The sequence below is a fragment of the Xenorhabdus ishibashii genome (assembly GCF_002632755.1).
Lineage (GTDB): Bacteria > Pseudomonadota > Gammaproteobacteria > Enterobacterales > Enterobacteriaceae > Xenorhabdus > Xenorhabdus ishibashii.
In genome coordinates, this window is record NZ_NJAK01000001.1 from 158462 (window position 1) to 178989 (window position 20528).

The 20528-nt window shown below is 45.9% G+C and carries 13 protein-coding genes, 1 tRNA gene and 1 pseudogene; 11 read left to right on the plus strand and 4 right to left on the minus strand.

Annotated features, from left to right (window positions below; translation table 11 throughout):
- Nucleotides 1–431 precede the first annotated feature (431 nt).
- Nucleotides 432–935 (minus strand): GNAT family N-acetyltransferase, encoded by a 504-nt coding sequence (locus tag Xish_RS00680; RefSeq protein ID WP_099116267.1) that lies wholly within the window; start codon nt 933–935, stop codon nt 432–434.
- A 142-nt stretch (nt 936–1077) separates the two neighbouring features.
- Here Xish_RS00680 and Xish_RS00685 point away from each other — a divergent pair, with 142 nt between their 5' ends.
- The gene (locus Xish_RS00685; RefSeq protein ID WP_099116268.1) at nt 1078–1461 is read left to right on the plus strand and encodes a nuclear transport factor 2 family protein; all 384 of its coding nucleotides are present in this window, start codon (nt 1078–1080) and stop codon (nt 1459–1461) included.
- Nucleotides 1462–1519: 58 nt separating this feature from the next.
- Here the strand turns inward: Xish_RS00685 and cycA are convergent, their stop codons facing one another.
- A complete protein-coding gene (gene cycA / locus Xish_RS00690) occupies nt 1520–2926 on the minus strand; it encodes a D-serine/D-alanine/glycine transporter (protein WP_099116269.1) in 1407 nt (468 codons plus the stop codon).
- Between the two features lie 232 nt (nt 2927–3158).
- Here cycA and Xish_RS00695 point away from each other — a divergent pair.
- Nucleotides 3159–3234, plus strand: a tRNA-Lys gene (locus tag Xish_RS00695).
- A gap of 22 nt (nt 3235–3256) precedes the next feature.
- Here the strand turns inward: Xish_RS00695 and Xish_RS00700 are convergent.
- Nucleotides 3257–3769, minus strand: a pseudogene (locus Xish_RS00700) (site-specific integrase); the annotation flags it as partial.
- Nucleotides 3770–4025: 256 nt separating this feature from the next.
- Between Xish_RS00700 and Xish_RS00705 the strand changes: the two are divergent.
- The 6 genes from Xish_RS00705 (at nt 4026) to Xish_RS00730 (ending at nt 9582) form a co-directional block, all read left to right on the plus strand.
- On the plus strand, nt 4026–4682 hold the full coding sequence (locus Xish_RS00705) for a hypothetical protein (RefSeq protein WP_099116271.1): 657 nt from the start codon (nt 4026–4028) through the stop codon (nt 4680–4682).
- A gap of 13 nt (nt 4683–4695) precedes the next feature.
- Nucleotides 4696–5865 (plus strand): isochorismate synthase, encoded by a 1170-nt coding sequence (locus Xish_RS00710; protein ID WP_244185862.1) that lies wholly within the window; start codon nt 4696–4698, stop codon nt 5863–5865.
- Nucleotides 5859–7481 carry a (2,3-dihydroxybenzoyl)adenylate synthase gene (locus Xish_RS00715; RefSeq protein ID WP_099116272.1) on the plus strand — a complete coding sequence of 541 codons (1623 nt, stop codon included), beginning with the start codon at nt 5859–5861 and terminating at the stop codon, nt 7479–7481. The genes Xish_RS00710 and Xish_RS00715 overlap by 7 nt, the downstream gene beginning before the upstream one ends.
- Nucleotides 7482–7492: 11 nt before the next feature.
- Nucleotides 7493–8377: an isochorismatase family protein gene (locus tag Xish_RS00720; RefSeq protein WP_099116273.1), complete on the plus strand. Its 885-nt coding sequence runs from the start codon at nt 7493–7495 to the stop codon at nt 8375–8377.
- Complete coding sequence (gene dhbA / locus Xish_RS00725; RefSeq protein ID WP_099116274.1) at nt 8374–9117, plus strand: 2,3-dihydro-2,3-dihydroxybenzoate dehydrogenase; 744 nt, start codon at nt 8374–8376, stop codon at nt 9115–9117. The genes Xish_RS00720 and dhbA overlap by 4 nt, the downstream gene beginning before the upstream one ends.
- Before the next feature lie 123 nt (nt 9118–9240).
- Nucleotides 9241–9582, plus strand: coding sequence for a cupin domain-containing protein (locus tag Xish_RS00730; protein WP_099118614.1), 342 nt, complete (start codon nt 9241–9243; stop codon nt 9580–9582).
- Nucleotides 9583–9725: 143 nt separating this feature from the next.
- Here the strand turns inward: Xish_RS00730 and Xish_RS00735 are convergent, their stop codons facing one another.
- Nucleotides 9726–11849 carry a TonB-dependent receptor gene (locus Xish_RS00735; RefSeq protein WP_208614788.1) on the minus strand — a complete coding sequence of 708 codons (2124 nt, stop codon included), beginning with the start codon at nt 11847–11849 and terminating at the stop codon, nt 9726–9728.
- Nucleotides 11850–12088: 239 nt separating this feature from the next.
- Here Xish_RS00735 and Xish_RS00740 point away from each other — a divergent pair, with 239 nt between their 5' ends.
- The 3 genes from Xish_RS00740 (at nt 12089) to Xish_RS00750 (ending at nt 20528) form a co-directional block, all read left to right on the plus strand.
- Nucleotides 12089–14938, plus strand: a complete 2850-nt coding sequence (locus Xish_RS00740; protein ID WP_208614789.1) for a condensation domain-containing protein — start codon at nt 12089–12091, stop codon at nt 14936–14938.
- Between the two features lie 58 nt (nt 14939–14996).
- On the plus strand, nt 14997–15956 hold the full coding sequence (locus Xish_RS00745; protein WP_099116275.1) for an ABC transporter substrate-binding protein: 960 nt from the start codon (nt 14997–14999) through the stop codon (nt 15954–15956).
- Between the two features lie 90 nt (nt 15957–16046).
- The gene (locus Xish_RS00750; protein ID WP_208614790.1) at nt 16047–20528 is read left to right on the plus strand and encodes an amino acid adenylation domain-containing protein; all 4482 of its coding nucleotides are present in this window, start codon (nt 16047–16049) and stop codon (nt 20526–20528) included.

The window sequence follows — 20528 nt, forward strand, 5'->3', positions numbered from 1 at the left end:
AATCGTGCCATTACACCAGATGAAATAATTTTTTATTTTTTGTACAACATATTTATTTACAATCCATGTTCCTTCATTATCATATAACATTGTTACCTGCAATATATCATAGATAAATTATTCTTCATTATAGTCCAATCATCATAAACTTAGTAAAACTGAGGTTAATATGGAAAATATCACTATCGAATTAAACGAATGGTTTGAAGAAGAAACTTTTGAAGAGGCGGTTGAAATTATGCAAGAAAAGGCTGTTGTTCCCGTTGGAACAGCCATGTGGCCTATTTAAAAGAGTATATGTTCTTCGCATTATTATATTAATGATTATATAGGACGGAGAAGTGATTCTCCGTCTTCATATTTCAAATTTTCTGCAAAATCCCTTTTGCCAAGAACCAGTTTATTATTTGCTACCATAATCCCTAAAAACATTATACAAATCGACTATTAATTAATGCCATTCCCATCACATCACAATATTGACCATCTCTAAATGACTGCATACGCCGTATGCCTTCAGCTTCAAAACCAAACTTTTTATACAGAGCAATTGCTTTTTCATTATCAGTAAAAACTTCCAGTTCAATTCTGATGCAGCCTAACCAATTGAATACATAGTCAATGGTAAAAGCCATCAACTTTGAACCAACACCCTTACCAAAATAAGCCGCATCAACACCAATACCAATTCCCACGGCATGTCTACGTCTCGGATTGGCATAGGTAAATAACGCTATTGTACCCACGACCTTGCCATTTACTTCGGCCACAAAATCAATATGCCCTTGTGTTTTATTTAATTTTAAACGTTCACGCCACATTTCATGCGAAGGACATGGTCGTTGTAACGTATTGGAGTAAACATCAGGGTGACTAAAGATTCGTTGATAATGCTCAGCATCTTCTGGCTCAGTTGCCCTTATTATAATTTCCATACACAGCCTCTTTTCAGCTTGTTCTCTTTATTACTACCTGATAAAAAAACAAATGTAAATAGTGTGTTAACATTCATTTAAATTAGTAATCCAACCTACTATTGATGTTATTTTATACCACCTTATTTTCTTTGGAGCACATATGGATCAGGAAAATGTAGCCATTTTTGAATTACTCAAAAATCTTGAAGTGAGTCTTCACAGTAAAAAAAGAAATAATACCGATTGGCTGAATATGATATTACACGATGATTTTCTGGAAATTAGTAAATCAGGTTATGTTTATACTAAAAAAGAGGTGATTAATGCATTAATTACAGAAACAAAAACTACTTTTCAACTTTTCTCAAAAGATTTTTTTATGAATTGTCTTGATAAAAATATTGTATTACTGACTTATCAGTCTTATGAACTTGATCGAACTGGCAACCCATTCAATCAGGCACTTCGTTCATCAATTTGGCAATTATCTTCAACCGATAAATGGCAACTTAGATTTCATCAAGGTACGATCACGCCTGCTTAAGATAAAAAATGGCCCAATATTTGGGCCATATCAAAATTAATTGACAGGATTATTTTACTTAACAAATAAGGCGGGTTTTACGCTTTTTCACAATCTGAAATCCGATCATTAAAATAATAAACCAAATTGGCGTGGCTATTAACGCTTGGCGGGTATCTGGTTGCAAGGAAAGCAATACCAAGACAAAAGCAAAGAAAACCAAGCATACCCAAGACATGACAATACCAAATGGCATTTTATACACCGAAGCCTGATGCAGTTCTGGGCGATGTTTTCTATAAGCCAGATAGGAACATAAGATCATACTCCAAATAAACATAAACAGGATCGCAGAGACGGTTGTCACTAGAGTAAAAACTCGCATCACATCGGGAATAAAATAGATCAAAATGACACCAAAAGAGAGGCACAGGCAAGTAAAGATCAATCCTGATGCGGGGACTGAACGACGGGAAAGACGGCTAAACTGCTTTGGTGCGTCTCCTTCTTTCGCCAGACCGAACAACATCCGGCTAGTAGAGAAAACCCCACTATTTGCCGAAGATGCCGCAGATGTCAGAACTACAAAATTAACAACGCTGGCGGCGGCAGGCAATCCGATTAAGATAAACAATTCCACGAAAGGACTTTTATCCGCACTGACAGCACGCCACGGCGTGACTGACATAATGACAATCAGAGCCAACACATAAAATGTAATAATGCGGATTGGAATAGCATTAATCGCCTTTGGTAAAGATTTCATCGGGTTTTTAGTTTCTGCTGCGGCAGTTCCCACCAGCTCAATGCCAACAAAAGCAAATATCGCTATCTGGAATCCAGCAAAAAAACCACTTAACCCCATAGGGAACATGCCACCATCATTCCAGACATTAGCAAGTGCTGCGACATGCCCTGCGGGTGATTTAAAGTTGATACCAATCAAAATGCCTCCTGTTACAATCAAGGCAATGATGGCAATAATTTTGATCATGGCAAACCAAAACTCCAATTCACCAAACAGCTTAACTGTCGCGAGATTAAGAGTTAACAATACCAAAACACACAAAAGCGAAGTTCCCCACTCTGGAAAACCAGGTATCCAATATCCAACATAAGCAGTAATAGCAACAATATCCGCTATGCCAGTAATTACCCAACAGAACCAATAAGTCCAGCCCACAAAAAAACCGGCCCACGGCCCTAATAAATCAGCGGAGAAATCGCTAAACGACTTATAGTGCAAATTAGAAAGCAATAACTCTCCCATTGCCCGCATAACGAAAAACAGCATAAAGCCTATGATCATATAAACAAAAATGATCGACGGCCCCGCAAGAGAGATAGTTTTACCTGATCCCATAAATAAGCCAGTACCAATGGCACCACCAATTGCGATGAGTTGTATATGTCGGTTGGTGAGACTGCGCTGCAAGTGCGAACTTTCAGTTTCAGTAGTGTGAGTGGGTCGTTTTTTTTCTTCCATAGTTGTATCCAATTTATTCTCACAGCATGGCCTTAATACCCTCAAGCTGTGTTTAATAGAATATTGTGACATAGACAACCGCGGTATTAACAGAAGGATTTCACATGAAAAACAGAGTGATTGCAATTCGACCAATTAGCCAAGAGTTTATTGTGCGTATTTTATTCGATTAATAAAAAATGAATATAGTCCATTGACGCTCGGTTGATACTGGAGAATAATTAAACGTGTCGGGTCGTTAGCTCAGTCGGTAGAGCAGTTGACTCTTAATCAATTGGTCGGGAGTTCGAACCTCCCACGACCCACCAATTAAATCAATAGGTTATAGTGTTAATTATTTCCAGTAGCTTTCTTGAGTGCCATATTCGTGTCATGCGCGCATAAAATACTGTCAATATTTTTCGCGTGTTCTTGCAAATGCACTGGGGATAAATGAGCATATCGTTTAACCATTTCTATGCTCTCCCATCCCCCCATTTCTTGCAGTGCTGATAATGGGACACTGGATTGAATCAGCCAACTAGCCCACGTGTGGCGCAGATCATGGAATCGGAATCCTTCTATTCCCGCCCGTTTCATGGCAGACTTGAATGACTTATTGGCATCAACCCTCATTGGCACCATATCAATAACCCCCTTCAACTTTCGCTCTCTGACAAAAACATACTTTGTATGCCTGCCTATCTGTTTCCGAATAACCTGATAAGCAGTGTCATTGAGCGAAACTCCAATAGCCCGATAGTTTTTAGATTGGTCTGGATTTACCCAAGCCACTCTTCTTACCAAATCAACCTGTGCCCATTCCAACTCTAAGATATTAGATCTTCTAAGTCTGGTACCCATGCAATTGTTGCATGACTTCTTTCCATTGCCATATTGATAGAAATTTTTACAAGAAAAAGCCATTGATCAATAATGCAAATTACATTGATAATCATTTCTATTTAAAATATTGTAATGGCGTTTTCCTTTTCAGGAGCTCATACCCCATTCTGATGAACGTTTTGTCAAATTGAGTTTCTGACGCCGCCTGTAAGCAGCAAAAATTAATTAATTGTTACTAAATATTTTTATAAGGCAAATCAGACGGTGTTTGATTATGTTTAAGATAAGAAGAAAAAAACTTGTGGTGGTGAAAATCATCACCAGACACTCAGGGTTTGGGTTTCAGTCGGCACTGTTTTCAACACCCACGTTATCTGATGGGGCATATGCAGCTAGCGATGGGGAAGAGATCATGAGGGATGCAGCCGCGGAGCTGAAAAGCGTAACGCTACCAATGAAAAGGATTGTAGCGAAAAGTCGCGTATCAGGCATCAAAACGACGATTCTACTTCTCAAAACACGGCAGACAATCACCGTGCTTACTCGTGACCAGATGGTTCGCCAAAGAACAACTTTCGTACCCAACGTACTAAATTACACCAAAAATGCCTTCACCAATTATCTAGGTTCATCTAACCGCAACGATGAAGTCGTCATCCGTCGCTTTTGCTACATGTCACATAATGATCTAAGAGAAAATGCTTCCAACCTGAAAGACACATCTGTGCAGTTTAACGTCAACAACCTCACCATGTCGCCTCCTGCTGCGGAAAAGAAGCGTGTTTCTACAGCTACGGCTGCAGCATGTTCTCCACAGTCAACTATAGCTAATAATATCTGGTATCCAGCACCACCGGCGGCTCATTCTCACGTTGCCGTTGGTATTTTCTCCCCTCAGGGAGGGGGAAAAAGCTGGCCCCTACACCAATAAGAGGAACCTGATTTTGTCTGGTATCGCCAACGACCTTCTTTCACTAACGTTGCAAGAGGATGACTTTATCTTTCTGTCGCCCCACAAAAGCCTGCTCGCCCGGGGATGCTTTGCCACCTTGACACATCCAGCCGCATCCGGACATCACGTCAAAGGTGAGTTCCAACAGAAGGTGCAACAGTTGTTTCGTCAGGCTCAGCAGGCCGGAGTAGAAAATCCCATTGTCGTGGGGGCTATTCCGTTTGATAAACGCCAACCCTGTTCGCTGTTTATTCCACAGACCTGCTATTGGATTGATCGCCATGCCTTTCATCTCTCCGATTCTCCGGTGCAGGTGGAGGGCCAAGCTCACTGCATTCCTGATCACGATGCGTTTTGCGCCATGGTGAAAAGTGCCCTGAATCCGCTGCGCATTGGTACACTAAATAAAGTCGTGTTGTCGCGCCTGTTGCAGATTGAAAGCATTCCCCCGCTTAGCGCTCTGAACCTATGGCTGCAGCTCAACAGGCAGAATCCGGAGAGCTACAATTTTCACCTACCGCTGGCAGATGGAACTCTGATTGGTGCTAGCCCTGAACTACTGCTACGTAAAGAGGGTAATGTCCTGCGATCCTGTCCTCTTGCCGGCTCAGCACGGCGAGGCAACGATGACGCCAGTGACAGAAATGTCAGGGAAAAATTGTTGGCCTCCGAAAAAGATCGCCATGAGCATTTGGTGGTTACGGAGGCTATTCGTCGCCAATTGACAGATCTCTGCTGGTCTCTGACAATCCCAGAACCCTCGCTACTCAGCACGCCCACACTCTGGCATCTCGCTACTGAAATTCAGGGTATAGTGGCAAATGATCGCGATAGCGCGCTGTCTCTTGCCTGCCTACTTCATCCTACTCCCGCATTATGCGGCGCTCCTTATACCTCATCTCGTAATCTTATCGGCGAGCTGGAGCCATTCGACCGAGGCTGGTTTGGCGGTATTGTCGGCTGGTGTGACGCCCGCGGAGACGGGGAATGGGTTGTAGCGATCCGCTGTGGCAAGATTCGACCTCATCAAGTTGAGCTATTCGCCGGCGCCGGCATCGTTCCGGACTCTGTTCCGGAAAATGAATGGCTGGAAACCCGCACTAAATTTAACACCATGCTGAGTGCACTTGGTTTTGCAACGCAAAAGGAACAGACATTATGATTGAATTCACCCGCTGGCCTCAGGATCTGGCTGAACGTTATCGCCTGAAAGGGTATTGGATTGATCGCCCGTTGAGCGAGATTCTCGATATTCACCGCGAGAACGATGCCGTGGCACTATTCTGCGGGGAGCGGCATTGGAGCTATCGAGAGCTTAATGAAGCAGTAAGCCGGCTCGCCGCTTCCCTACACCGACGTGGCGTGCGTCAGGGACAAACCGCATTGGTGCAGCTTGGCAACGAGGCTGAATTTTATATCGTCTTTTTTGCCTTACTGCGCTTGGGTGTCGCGCCGGTTAACGCGCTTTATAGCCACCAGAGCAGCGAATTAACTGCGTATGCACACCAGATTATGCCAGAGATACTCATTGCCGATCGCCAGCATCGCCAGTTTCATGATGATGCGCTTATTGATCTTCTGGTAGCCAAGTGCCCTGGATTAAGTATAGTGGTGCTTCATCATGAGGATTCAGATTCGAACCGTTCGCTTTCACGCCTGATATCAGAGGAGCCGGAAGACTTCACGCCTACGCCAACGCCGGCGGATGAGGTCGCATTTTTCCAACTTTCCGGCGGTAGCACTGGCACCCCTAAGCTGATTCCACGCACCCACAACGACTACTATTACAGTATCCGCGCCAGCAATCCGATCTGTGGCATCAGCAGTAAAACCCGATATCTCTGCGCCCTGCCGGCCGCACACAACTATCCTATGAGTTCACCGGGTGCGCTGGGTGTATTTTATGCAGGTGGTCAGGTTATTCTCGCCCCCGATCCAAGTCCAGATGGATGTTTTCCGCTCATAGCTCGTCATCAGATCAATATTGCCGCTCTGGTGCCACCTGCGGTCAGCATCTGGCTGGAATATGCCAATATCAGGGGTCACGCCAACGAACTCTCCAGTCTGAAAGTGATGCAGGTTGGCGGTGCTCCTCTGGGAGAAACGCTGGCCAGGCGCATTCCAGAAGAGCTTGGCTGCCAGCTCCAACAGGTATTTGGTATGGCAGAAGGTCTGGTGAACTACACCCGATTAGACGATGACAATGTGCATACCTTCACAACTCAGGGCTGTCCAATCAGTGAAGATGATGAGGTATGGGTCGCAAACCGAGAAGGCCTACCGGTACCGCATGGAGAGCCTGGATTGCTGATGACCCGAGGTCCATACACCTTTCGAGGCTATTACCGAAACCCAGAACATAACCAGACGGTGTTCGACAGTAACGGGTTTTATTGTTCTGGCGACGTGGTCATTCAGCTTCCCGATGGATATCTGAAAGTCGTTGGACGTGAGAAGGATCAAATAAATCGTGGTGGCGAAAAAATTGCCGCTGAAGAGGTTGAACACCTGTTGCTGCGCCACCCAGCGGTGGTGTACGCCGCATTGGTCGCTATTCCTGACTGTCTCATGGGCGAGAAAACTTGCGCTTATGTAGTAACGCGCGAACGCGAATCCGTGAAACCAGCCGTCCTGCGCCGCTGGCTACGTGAGCAGGGCATAGCCGATTACAAGATCCCCGATCGTTTTGAAAGTCTACCTGAGCTGCCGCTCACTCCGGTAGGAAAAATCAACAAACAGGCGTTACGTGTACTTGCCAGCGCCGCCTTAGAAAATTGAGAAAATACGCTATGAGCATTCCTAAACTTCAGGACTATACCCTGCCCGATGAAACCGCCTTACCTGTAAATAAAGTCGAGTGGAAATTGGAGCCGCAGCGCGCCGCTCTGCTGATTCACGATATGCAGGAATATTTCCTCAACTTCTGGGGAAAGGAGAGCAAGATGATTCAGCAGGTTATCGACAACATAGTTATTCTGCGCACACGTTGCCATGAGCTCGGTATTCCAGTGTTTTACACAGCTCAGCCGAACCAACAGAACGACGTCGATCGAGCACTACTGAATGATATGTGGGGGCCTGGCTTAAATCGCTATCCTGAACAACAAAAAATCGCGTCAGCACTATCCCCCGAACCGAAGGACACTGTATTGGTGAAGTGGCGTTACAGCGCGTTTCAGCGCTCTGACTTGGAAGCCTATTTGCAAGAACATAAGCGCGATCAGCTTATGATCTGCGGCGTGTACGCCCATATCGGCTGCCTAACTACTGCCACTGATGCCTTTATGCGTGATATACAGGCTTTTATGATAAGTGATGCGCTGGCAGACTTCAGCCGGGAAGAGCATATGATGGCGCTTCGCTATACCGCGGGTCGTTCCGGTCGGGTATTGAGTACTTCTATGGTGCTGTCGGCGCTTACTCCTCCCGCAGCAGAAAATAGATGGGATCGCGAACGTTTGCTTGCCATACTGCAACCCGCATTGGACGAAGATGCATACGACATTGATGATGACGAAAACCTGCTTGATTACGGCTTAGACTCGCTACGTACAATGTCTTTCGTGTCAAAGTGCCGTCTGGAAGGGTACGAAATTGATTTTATCACGCTGATGAAACAACCAACGTTGCGAAATTGGCTCTCACTGCTGAACGGCGATCTGGAAGAGAAATGAACGATTTCAAGGGAAAAACCGTCTGGGTGACGGGAGCAGGGAACGGTATCGGCTCCCGAACAGCTCTCCATTTTCACGAGGCAGGAGCCAGAGTTTTTGGATTCGATCTGAAGTTTCCTAATTCAATGCCGTTTGAGACACTCATTCTGGATGTCAGCGATGCCAATGCGGTGCAAAAAATTTGCCCTCCATTGCTGAAGGCAAATGGGCTGGACGTGCTGGTTAACGGTGCGGGAATTCTGCGCCTTGGCTCTGCAGAAACGTTAAGCCGTGAAGACTGGGAAAGTTCAATCAACGTTAATGCGGGTGCTGCATTCAATCTGTTTAAAATCCTCATTCCACATTTCCAGCGTCAACGCAGCGGCAATATCGTTTCGATAGCCTCCAACGCAGCCCACGTGCCGCGCGTTAATATGGCAGTTTACTGCGCTTCTAAGGCTGCGATGCGTAGCCTGTGTCTGAGTGTGGGGCTGGAACTGGCACCTTTTGGGGTACGATGTAACATTGTTTCGCCCGGTTCTACACTGACTCCAATGTTGGAGGGAATGCTCAACGATGATATGGCACATCAACGTCTGATTAACGGCCTTACCGAACAATTTAAACTCGGCATTCCACTCGGGAAAATCGCACAGCCAGAAGAAATAGCCAACGTCATTTTATTTTTGGCCTCCGACCAAGCAAGCCACATAACGTTGCAGGATATTGTCATTGATGGGGGCGCTACGCTCGGTGCCTGATAAACCGAATATTTAAATCTGTTTACCTGTATGACACTATAAAAATGGAAAAACTATAATTCTATGGAATGGGTAAGTATTAAAAATTTAAACCAAAAACTAGTTAAAGGAAAGAGATATAACATGAGCCATATTACCGCATTGAGAAAAGTCAATAATTTAAAAAAAGAATTTGATTTAATAGAGGAAATCTGGTCACCAAAGGTGATAGCCCAAACAAACGAATATAAGATAATCATATTGCTCGCCGAGGGTGATTTTATGTGGCACACACATGAGGATGAAGACAAGGTATTTATGGTTATTGAAGGTGAACTTCGTATAGATTTTAAAAATGATCACGTAATAATAAAGCAAGGTGAGTTTTTTGTGGTGCCTAAAGGAGAAGAAAGTAAACCTTCATCCAAGGAATTAACCAAGCTGCTATTAATAGAACCCTATATAGTCGCGCATGCAGGCCAATAAATTCTTAATAAAAATTTTCAGGTTGTGAATTCAGACAATAAGTGCTGCGCATGATTTGAGATAGAGAAAAGGGGAGCGACTGGTTAGCTCCCCCCCCCCCCCTGCTCCTGCCACCTATACTTCGGTGCAGTTAATGCTGATTCTTAGAAGCGTACTTTCATACCGATGCCCACTTCACGCGGTTCCAGCATATATCCTGAGATCCCAGCCGTACGATCTTGGTATTTCTGTGTCGGCACACGTTTGTCAAAGATGTTATTTCCATAAACAAAGAGTTCCAGATAGTTGGTCGGATGATATGATAAACGGAGATTGGACACTAAATAGGAACTGACTCGCAACTCGGGATCGTTCTGGTCATTTGAAAAGTAACGATCTACGTAACGAAGATCGCCACTCAAACGAACTTTTTCGATGATGTTCCAATCAGCACCGACATTAAACATGTAGCCAGGCGCTTTAGCGAATTTTTTTCCTTCAAACAAGTTGCCTCGATAATCGGCGAATTTTTTGATTTCGGTATGAAGCAGCCCAAGCCCACCGCGTAGGCGAAGATTGTCCAGCGCACGATAATCGGCCTCCAGTTCAAGTCCATAGGTTACCGCCTTATCGGCGTTGACAAGGATAGAACCGTTAGGTTTGTCTTCCCTGTAATCTTCTACAGAACTCTGGAACCCCTTATAATCTGTATAAAAGATATTACCGGATACCAGCAATCGATTATTGAGCGCGCTACCACGCGCAAACAACTCGTAATTCCAAGCCCTCTCTGGAGCGAAGGTGTAATAGGAATGCCCAGAGAAATTCACACCTGTACCACCCGGCGCATAGCCTTTGCTTATCAGAGTACCGACGGTTATATCGTTAGTAACGTCATAGGCGAGAGAAACTTTCGGCAGAATAGCATGGAACCCTTTGCTATATTCATGATAGACGCCAGGCACATAGCTGGTGACCCCTTCATGCTTGACCTGGTCATATTGGTAACGCAAGCCGCCAGTCAGAGCCCATTTTTCTGCAAAACGCCTAGTCGTCTCTGAGAAAAGACCGACACTGGTATTAGTCAGATCGGCGTCTGCCTTGCCTAACGAATTATCAAGCACATTCGTGGCCTTATCACGCGAATAATAGAGCCCTGTCACTCCACTCCAGATTGAATATTCATCACCAAAGTTCAAACGTATTTCGTTGGAAACATTGTTCGAATCGCGATTTGCAATACCTGGAATTGCCTTCGTGAAGGTGTAACGATACTGCGTTGTAGAATATTGGAGCTGGTTGGAAAGCACCATATCGTTTTCGAACGTATATTGAAGATCTAAGATACCGACATCACTGTTGGTCTTGGCTCTGTTAGTGCTTTGAGTCGAGTTTTTCAAATCACGGTAGGGCAATGACGCCGACTCACTGTCAGGATTTTTTGCGGCCATATGGGAATAGGTCAGTTTGGCCAACCAAGGGCTATCCAGCGGTTGCCAAAGTGCCTTAACGCGGATATCCAGATTCTCGAAATCTTTGTTCATATCATAATCATAGAAACCAGGGTTGGTATATTTAATGAACGTATTTCTGCTGCTGTAATCCATGGCGAGGCGTACTGCGAGATCTTCTGTCAGTGGGCCATTGACAGTAAAGGAGGCTCGTTTATTTTGGCGGCTTCCGTACAAAATCTGCCCATCGAATTCGGGGGTAAAGGTGGGATCGTTAGTCTTGACAATCACCGCACCGGCAATGCTATTTGCCCCCTGTGTCGTTGTTTGTGGACCACGGAATACTTCTACTGAATTCACGTCCCAAACAGGCCCTCTCCCCAAACTAAATTCTGCGGAGCTGATATAACGTCCATCAACACTAATGGTCGCTCGAGGTATAGGTTTGGAAAGAAAGGTATTCCCTCCTACGAGAGGCCCGTTGGTCTCAATACCGCGAATACTTGGCGCACCTGTACTGCTAGTGTAAAGAACATTGGGTGTACCCTGTAAAATATCAGCGATGGTTGTCACCTCAGGCTTACTCTGTAACTCCTGTCCGGAGATAACCGTCACTGAACTTGATGTTCTCTGTAGAGATCTTTCTGTTTTTTCACCCGTTACCGTGATGACATCGGCGTCATCACTTCCCGTTTTGTTTTTCTCTACCTGGGTCAAAGCGGTAGCTTGATTCCCCAAGGATGATAAGGAAAACAAAATCGCACTACTAAGTAACACTTTTTTGTGTGAAAAAAGCAGATTCCCCATCTTTACACCAATAGGTGCGACCGCCTTCATGGATATAATTCTCATTATCATTATCATTATCATTAATGTTCACAGGCTGCCAATATTATGTTAACCTTCACATTTGTCAATTGTATATTTGTCAATTCGCTTCAAATACGGTAGCCACTGCAACGCACATCCTGCGGGCAACATGAGTCCTCCTATTTCTATGTGGCATTTAATGGATATTGGCTCGTATTAATGCATTGTAAAAAACGACTGTTCAGTTTGATAAAACGAGAAAATACATGTTGAATATTGATTCAGGAAATTTATCACATATATCCGTATCCCGTTATGAAGAACATATCTGGCTATTGCAGCAACAGAATCCTGGCCGAATTCTCAAGCAACTCTCAGCCTGGCGGCTTTATGACAATATTAATATTTCAATGATGGTATATGCTATTCAGTCAATTATTAAAGTCGTACCGGATTTGAATGCACGCTATGAATTAAATGATGATGGTGAGTTGCATAAAACCAGAGTCTCAGGCTGGCAGGCATGTCTTGAATTTTTCCATGCCAGCTCACATACAGACATGATTAAGCAGATGCTAGCTGTGCAAGCATCTGCTTGGATTCCTGAGCGACACCCACCATTTAAGATATTGATAATACAAAAAAATAATGAAGTTTTTTTATCTCTTATTTTGCATGAGATATTGGCACAAACCTGTGATGAAAACGAGATACTTGAAATACTGCTCCGCGTTTATGCCGGTCACAGGGTTGAGTCCCCATCCCTAAAACGCGTTTCCTTACTACCTTTCGACGGAAAGGCGACTTCTCTCGTACCTTGGCTACGCCGTTGCAATAGTGAGAACACCATCATTCACTCTTCTTTTGGTGTAACAGCCGACCTGAATAAAGACCGGCTCGCATTGCGTTGGAAAACAGGGTTTAAAATTAATGAACTGAAAACATCCCTTCCTCGCGACAGACAACCTCACTATGTATCAGCCATAATTTCAGCCAGATTCGCCCAGTTCATTGGCTTGCTCAGCGGCCAAGAAAAAATTGCACTTTGTCTGTTACAGTCGGACGGTTTCCGCCGCATTATTATCGAGTGTGGCATGGCGGAAACACAGATCATCAAATCCGTCATGGATAGGCTTCAGGCGCAATCAGACGAAGACGATTTTCTCTCCGGTGCTCCCGTAACAGGGAACGATGAGTCTTGGATATATGTTCGATTGCTATCTCGTCCGAACGGCCTAGTTGAACAACAGCGCTTATTAAGTCAGCCTATCCTGTTACCAACCTATGAAATGCGCCCCGATTTTGAACTGGCGACAGAGTGTGAAGATGCAGAAGAAATTAGCCTTATATTAACAACCGGTCAGGCGATTTCTGGTCATACTGGCGAGTTCCTGCTAAATCGTTTTGTATCATTTCTTAAAAGTGGTGAAGATGCCATTACGGGTTTAGTCGCGAATTCTGTGTCTGGCACTGCTGTACATTCTGCTCACAACATTCCCGACAAGGAAATCTCCACCGGCACTGATGAAATAGCAGCAATCATATTGTCAGAGTTCCGTGAAGCTTTAGCCGTTACAGATATGACGCTGGATGATGATTTTTTCGACTGTGGCGGTCATTCTCTGCTGGCAACGCGTATTATCGGTAAACTGCTTGGCACGCACGGGCTGGAAGTGCACTTCGGTGATTTTTTCAGCCACCCTTCAGCTTCTGCCTTGGCATCGCGCGCAGTGATGACAAATCAGAGTAAAGGAACGGAGCTTTCGGTACAGACGCAAAACGAGCGTTTGACGACTCCCTTGGCGCTTGCACAAACTTCTCTTTGGAATGCCTATAACGCTTATGAATTTGGCACCATCTTCAACCTGCCATTCGCGCTGGATTTTCTTGATGAGGTTGACGAAGTGCTCCTTGAGCAGGCTTTTTCTGATCTTATCGAGCGTCATCCCAGCCTGCGCACCCTATTCCATGTTCAAAATGGTGAGGCCTGTCAGCAGATTGTCGCCATGTCGGATGTGACCAATGATAAGTGGTTCTGGCATAGTCACGAAAGCAAAGGTGTACATCTTGATGACGAAGCTGCTTATCAGTTCGATCTTTCCCGCGAATTGCCGATCAGAATACGGCTGATCCGCAATCCAGAAACCGGACGTCAAATATTGTCATTCCTCGTTCATCATATGGCTATTGATGAATGGTCGTTGAACGTCCTGATGGAGGAACTTGCCCAGGCTTATTTATCGCGTTCTGTAGGTATGGCTCCTGTCTGGAAAAAACCCGCATTGTCATTCCATAAGTTTGCTCTGCAACAGCAGGCAGACGGCTTTAATCAAAAGCATCTCGATTACTGGACTAACATGTTGCGTGATGCAACACGCGGATTGGAACTCTCCCTATCTGACAACCGGAAGACTATCGCAGCACATGAAAGTTCGTCAGAAGCCGGTTGGATCGAGTACAAACCTAAGCCTGAAATCACTCATCGTCTTTATTCCTTCGCTCGGCAAAATAATGCATCCCTGTTCAGTGTCGTTTACGCTGCAATTGCGCTTTCGCTGCACAAGCTTGGCAAGCTGAAGGATATCGTGATCGGTACCTCTGCATCGGGTCGTACTGATCCCGATACCTATGAAACAGTAGGCTATTTTACCACCATGGTTGCTCATCGGTTACAGTTCTATCCAGAGAAACCCGTCAGCGCACTGATAGAAGACACCAGAGACACTATCAATAATTCAATGCCGTATGCAGATGTACCGCTCGATATTATTCAACAATCGTTGGGGATGACACCTGAAGATGGCCTTATCTTCGACGTTTATATTCAGATTCATGCCAATAATGCGCTGAATGGTGTCCTTAAAACCCCGTCTGGTAACGATATACGTTACCGACAAATCGATCCCGATAAAAAAGAATCCATGTTTGGTCTCCAATTCGAGATCATGGAAGATGTCATTGATGGAGAAAGAATAATGCGACTGGTGATAACTTATCGTGCGGATCGTTATCCTGAAGAACACGTCCAACGCATCCGTGAAACAATAGATAAAGTTTTCACATTCTTCACAACACCTGAGGTCTCAAGCCTTCCCCTTGCTCAAATTCCTGTGTGATGTCTATGGGGATGTGAACCAACCAATAACCCTACTCCGCTCTGAAAGAGAAAACGTTATGCGCTCTGTTATTACTGTCATATTACTGTGCTTAATGGGCACATCAGCCTTTGCCGCAACGCGGCAGGTCACGGATACTATGGGACGGGAAGTCGTTATTCCTGAGAAGCCACAACGTATTGTGGTGATGAGTGAGCCAGCTATTGGTCTGCCCCTAATGGAGCTGGGCGTTCAACCGGTTGGCAGTTATGGTCGTTCGGAAGATGGTACCTATCAGCTTGGTGCAGATTTCGTCGATACTGTGCTCGGTGAAGGGTACACAAAACCACAAGGTATTAGTGCTGGTCGGGAAATCGATCTGGAAAAACTTTACGCGCTTAAACCCGACCTCATTATTGGAACAGAATTCGATATCGACAAGGTGAAACAGCTTTCAACAGTCGCTCCTGTTTATCTACAAAATTTCCTTTCTGGAAAACTCAATAATTTCAATATTGAAGAAAATTTGGCCAGGCTTACCGGACGTGAGCAGAACTTTCAAAAACGGCGGGAGATGTATTTACAACGCGTAGCGGCAACGCGCGACCTTTTGCCGGAAAATCCTGCTAATAAAACCTATCTACCGATCCTTATAACAGATCAGATTAATGTCGTCGGAGAAGCAACCGGTTTCACTCAAGCATTAGAAGATCTTGGTTTCACCCGCCTGAATCTCTCGGCACAAGGTGGTCTTTCTGCCACCTCATCTCAACTACTTTTACAGTTGAGTGCCGACAAATTAGGTGAACTCAATCCAGACGTTCTGGTAGTACTCAACAGTTGGGGCAGCAAGGAGCACGATGAGAACGCTATTCGCTCCGCACTTGATCGGATTGTGCCTGGATGGGCTCACTATATGAAACCCGCTCGCGAAAAACGGATTATTTTTCTTAACGCAGGCAAAGTTTTTACCCCCACGTTTGCCAGCGCGGAACATACTCTCAGAGCCGTGGAAGAATGGGCTAAGACAAAGCAATAAAATGATCTCGTCTGCCAGAGGCTGTGTGAATTCAACTTATTTTTATACTTGCCCCTATTAATCAGGATTTTTCAACTACGTGAATAAACTATGAGAGAATTAACGTCAATGCAGGCAGCCTGCTGGGTTGGGCGTAATATTCAGACCGACTTGGGGGGTGTTGCCGCGCATCTTTATGCTGAATTCGACGGCTATGACATTGAGATAGAACGACTTAAACAGGCCCTGAAACGCGTTTATTCTCTGCACCCCATGCTAAGGCTCTGTGTCAACGCTGAAGGGTTTCAGTCTGCTATTCCATCCGATGAGTCGTTGTTGCTGGAGATTGAGGATTTTAGGGGATTACCAGAACAAGAGGAGGCAAGATTACTTCTTGTTAAACGTGTGAAGTGGACTCATCAGAAACTTGATCTTTCTTCTGGTCAGGCATCTCGTTTTTCGCTCAGTCTGCGAAATGGCGGAAAATTTCGCCTGCATGTCGATACAGATATGATAGCTATCGATCCCTCGAGTTTCAGGGTGTTAATGGAAGATCTGGCGATATTTTATGATAACCCGGATCAGCCGGCTCCGGTAATCACGTCGTATTTCGACTGGTGCGACCAAGTGCGCACCGATCCCTATTTTAAAGCGGCCCGTGAAAGGGACAGAATCTGGTGGCGCTCGCGTATTCCTCACATTCCGCCTGCTCCCTTGTTGCCTATTAACAAAACTTTGCCCACTCAGACTCACAGCCATCGACTGGCAGCATGGCTCCAGCCAGACGAGCGTCAGGCGCTGAAAAGACTTGCCCGAACACACAGGATAACCATGTCGAGCCTGATGTTGGGACTTTTCTCTATTGTTCTTGGAAAGCATACCGGAGATAAATGCTTTCGGCTTAATGTGCCGATGTTCTGGCGTTCCCCCCTTGTAGATGACGTGGAAAGGATCGTCGGCGATTTTTCTAATGTGCTCATCCTCGGCGTGGGTATCAATGAAGCAGAAAGTCTTGCTGATCTTTGTAAACGGCTTGGCGGGCAACTGACAGACTTGCTCGCCCATTCGGCTTATCCGGGCGTGAATCTGATGCGCGATCTTTCCCGACATCATGGCGCGACGCAATTTGCTCCTGTCGTCTTCACCGCGGCACTGGATATACCGGGGGGAGAGCTTCTTTCAGATCGCGTGAGGAACGCATTTGGTCCCATGAACTGGGTTATCTCACAAGGTCCACAAGTTGCGCTCGATGCACAAATTGCTTCCGCCGACGGTGGTATTCTCATCAACTGGGACATTCGTCTGGACATGCTGCCAGAAGAATGGATAACCCCCATGTTCGACAATTTTGTCAATTTCGTCCGTGAAATCGCTACATATCCGCAACGCTTCGATGAGGCAATACATTCCCCCGATGAAGTAGCAGCCCCATCACCGATAACCAGACTCAGAACCACTGACTCTGCTGTAAAAATCGACCGGAAGAACAGCATGGAAAAACCATTAACCTCGCTGCAATTGGCATATCTGCTTGGGCGGCGGGCAGAATTACCGCTTGGTGGCGTTGCAATGCAAGAATTTCGCGAGTACCGCGGACACATGGAATTGGCCCATCTGCGAAATCACCTGGCGGATATGGTTCAACGTCATGAAAGTTTGCGCACCCGAATAGATGCAAAGCGACTCGTCCAATATGTTAGCGCAGAAGCGGATATCAATTTACAGCAAATCGACCTGAGCACCATGTCACGAGAAGAGGCACTCCGTCATGTGGAAAACCACCGTGAAGAATTTGCGCATGCACTTTTCGACTTGGATCGTTCTCCGTGGGACATCACTTTGTTCCGTTTGCCGGAGAATAAACCGGAAGAGGATGATTTGATCGCATTTGTTCGTTTCGACGCACTGATCCTTGATGGACGGTCGATAGCCGCCCTGATGGTAGAGCTTTTCGAGGGCAAGTTATCAATCGTGGCGGATACTGATGTTCCCTTGGATGGGGAAAATATCGCTGAGAGGCGCAAGATAGATGAAGCATATTGGAAAACAAAGCTTGAGGCAGTCAGCGGTCCACTACGATTTCCGTGGATAAAGCCACTGGCACAAATAGGCACTTCCCGCTATGCACGGCAAAGCCTGATTGTAGCACGGGAAGATTATACCGCAGTGTCGAAAGCCGGTGCCAAACAAATGCTTTTCAAGAATTCTACCATCATGACACTGGTACTTGAGGTTATGTCCCATTGGTTCGAAGAGAGGAGTTTGTTCATCGGTGTTCCCGTCGCGCCTCAGGTATCCGGTGTTTTGTGCAATCGTTCAAGTTTTATTGTGGTCAACTGGAATGCTGAGCAGGGCAACCTTTCAGAGCGAGCCAACACCCTACAGAACGATGTGCTGGAAGGGCTTGAACATCTTGCATTTTCAGGTATAGACATTACCCGGCTTTTGGTTGAAAAGCATGGTGCTGGTCCTGTTTTACCTGTAGTGATTACCAACGGACTCTCGTGGCCAGTGTCCAGTCAGGACAGTTGTATGCAGTTGCATAGTGGACTGACGCAGACACCACAAGTCGCGATGGATATTCGTTTTTCGATCAATGCAGACAAAGCGCTTGTCTTTGATATCGATTATGCCACTGCGGCGATTGAATCGGCTCTCGTGCAAGACATTTTAAGAGCTATAGGCAAGGCAATGCAGGTCATCGCAGCTTCAGGCGTATTCGCAATTTCGGCGCAGGATATTATCGATACAAATCACTATCGATTAAACGGTATTGAAGCTGATTTTCACTGTGGGCAATTTCTCAGCCGGATAGCCGCCAATATCTTCGACAGCAAAAACACCAAAACGGCACTCATCAGTGGCGACAGGCATATCAGCTACGCCGAACTGGGACGTAATGTGCGTCGAATAATGGGAGCTTTCATAGATAAAGGGCTTTCCAAGGGTTGTGTCATTGCCCTCTGTATGCACCGTGGGCCTGAACACACGGCTGTGACCCTGGCCTGTGCGTTGACGGGAGTGATCTGGGTTCCGATAGACGCAAACTCTCCCTCAGAGCGACTGCACTATCTCCTTGAAAACTGCCATCCAGACCTTGTGGTAGCGGCAAAAAGAGAAGGGATTGAACACCCAGCAGAAACGCCTGAAAAACTCTTGTCTGCCGAGCCCTTGGCGGAACTTCCGCTTACGCTTGACGCTCTCTCATCAAGTGAAGCGCCCGCTTACTATCTCTACACATCTGGGACAACCGGAAGGCCGAAATGTGTTGTTTTATCCAATAAATCAACATCTAATGTCATCACCAGCACCCTTGACGAATGGTCCGTAACGCATCGGGATGTCTTCATTTCTGTCACGCCTTTACATCATGATATGTCGGTCTTCGACGTTTTTGGCTGCCTGACTGCTGGTGCGACCCTTGTTCTTCCCGCCATCGGTGAAGAAAAGGATGCACTACGCTGGAACCAGTTGGTTGCCAAACACAAGGTGACATTATGGTGCTCTGTGCCCGCTATTTTGGAAATGCTTCTCGCGTGCCACCAGGGGAATGAATTGAAAAGCCTGCGGCTGATTGCGCAGGGGGGCGATTACATCAAACCTTCTGTGATTAGTAGCCTGCGTACACTCCTGCCGTCAGTACGGTTGATTTCGTTGGGGGGACCAACAGAGACGACTATATGGAGTATATGGCACGAAATAGGGAAGGACGATGTTAGCCCGATCCCTTATGGAAGGCCCTTACCAGCTAATAGCTATTTTCTGCTAAACGGGCGTGGCGACCATTGTCCGGTGGGTGTTTCTGGCCTTATTCATACGGCAGGCGTCAATGTCGCATTGGGCTATCTGGAAAACGGAAGCCTCACCCAGACCGATTTTGTGACCATCAAAGATACGAACGGAGAAGAGATCCGCGCGTTCCGAACTGGTGATTACGGACACTATCGTCGTGATGGCATCATTGTTTTTGATAGCCGTGTTAACGGTTACGTCAAAGTGCGTGGAGTACGTATTTCGTTGCCGGACATCGAAAATGAACTGGTTCGCCATCCGTCGGTCAAGCATGTTCTTGTGGTGGACTATGGCGAGGAAATGTACGGTGAAACATCCATCGGCGTACTTTATGTGCCGCTACAAAAGGATGCTTTGTCAGGAGCAGAATTGCGCAAATATGCCTGCCAATGCCTGCCACCATCGCATATCCCAACACGGATACTGCCGGTCACCGAATTACCGCTCTCGCCAAATGGCAAGCCTGATCGCTCTCAAGCACGCAGATTGTTGATGGAGTCGGTACATGAGCAACCCCCTATTCCGCACGATTCTTTCCCTGCACAAGAAACAACGATGAAAAAGAAGGTGTTGGAAATCTATCTGGACGTGCTCGGTCAATCGCGTACTAGCCACATCGATGGAACCAGTGACTTCATCAGCATGGGGCTGCGTCCTCAGCATCTGAAAACAATTTCAGCACGGATCTATGAAGAATTTGCAATCGTGCTTTCGCTCTCGCAACTGCTGCGTTGTCGTAACGTCGCAGAAGTCGAACAGCATCTTAATGAAAAAACTTTAGAAAACAGCTCGGATTATTGA

What these genes read in the sequence shown, in the direction of transcription:
- Xish_RS00680 (WP_099116267.1), bottom strand. Translation starts at nt 935, where the DNA reads ATGGAAATTATAATAAGGGCAACTGAGCCAGAAGATGCTGAGCATTAT.
- Xish_RS00705 (WP_099116271.1), top strand. Translation starts at nt 4,026, where the DNA reads ATGTTTAAGATAAGAAGAAAAAAACTTGTGGTGGTGAAAATCATCACC.
- Xish_RS00730 (WP_099118614.1), top strand. Translation starts at nt 9,241, where the DNA reads ATGAGCCATATTACCGCATTGAGAAAAGTCAATAATTTAAAAAAAGAA.
- Xish_RS00740 (WP_208614789.1), top strand. Translation starts at nt 12,089, where the DNA reads ATGTTGAATATTGATTCAGGAAATTTATCACATATATCCGTATCCCGT.
- dhbA (WP_099116274.1), top strand. Translation starts at nt 8,374, where the DNA reads ATGAACGATTTCAAGGGAAAAACCGTCTGGGTGACGGGAGCAGGGAAC.
- Xish_RS00735 (WP_208614788.1), bottom strand. Translation starts at nt 11,849, where the DNA reads ATGAAGGCGGTCGCACCTATTGGTGTAAAGATGGGGAATCTGCTTTTT.
- Xish_RS00685 (WP_099116268.1), top strand. Translation starts at nt 1,078, where the DNA reads ATGGATCAGGAAAATGTAGCCATTTTTGAATTACTCAAAAATCTTGAA.
- Xish_RS00720 (WP_099116273.1), top strand. Translation starts at nt 7,493, where the DNA reads ATGAGCATTCCTAAACTTCAGGACTATACCCTGCCCGATGAAACCGCC.
- cycA (WP_099116269.1), bottom strand. Translation starts at nt 2,926, where the DNA reads ATGGAAGAAAAAAAACGACCCACTCACACTACTGAAACTGAAAGTTCG.
- Xish_RS00745 (WP_099116275.1), top strand. Translation starts at nt 14,997, where the DNA reads ATGCGCTCTGTTATTACTGTCATATTACTGTGCTTAATGGGCACATCA.
- Xish_RS00750 (WP_208614790.1), top strand. Translation starts at nt 16,047, where the DNA reads ATGAGAGAATTAACGTCAATGCAGGCAGCCTGCTGGGTTGGGCGTAAT.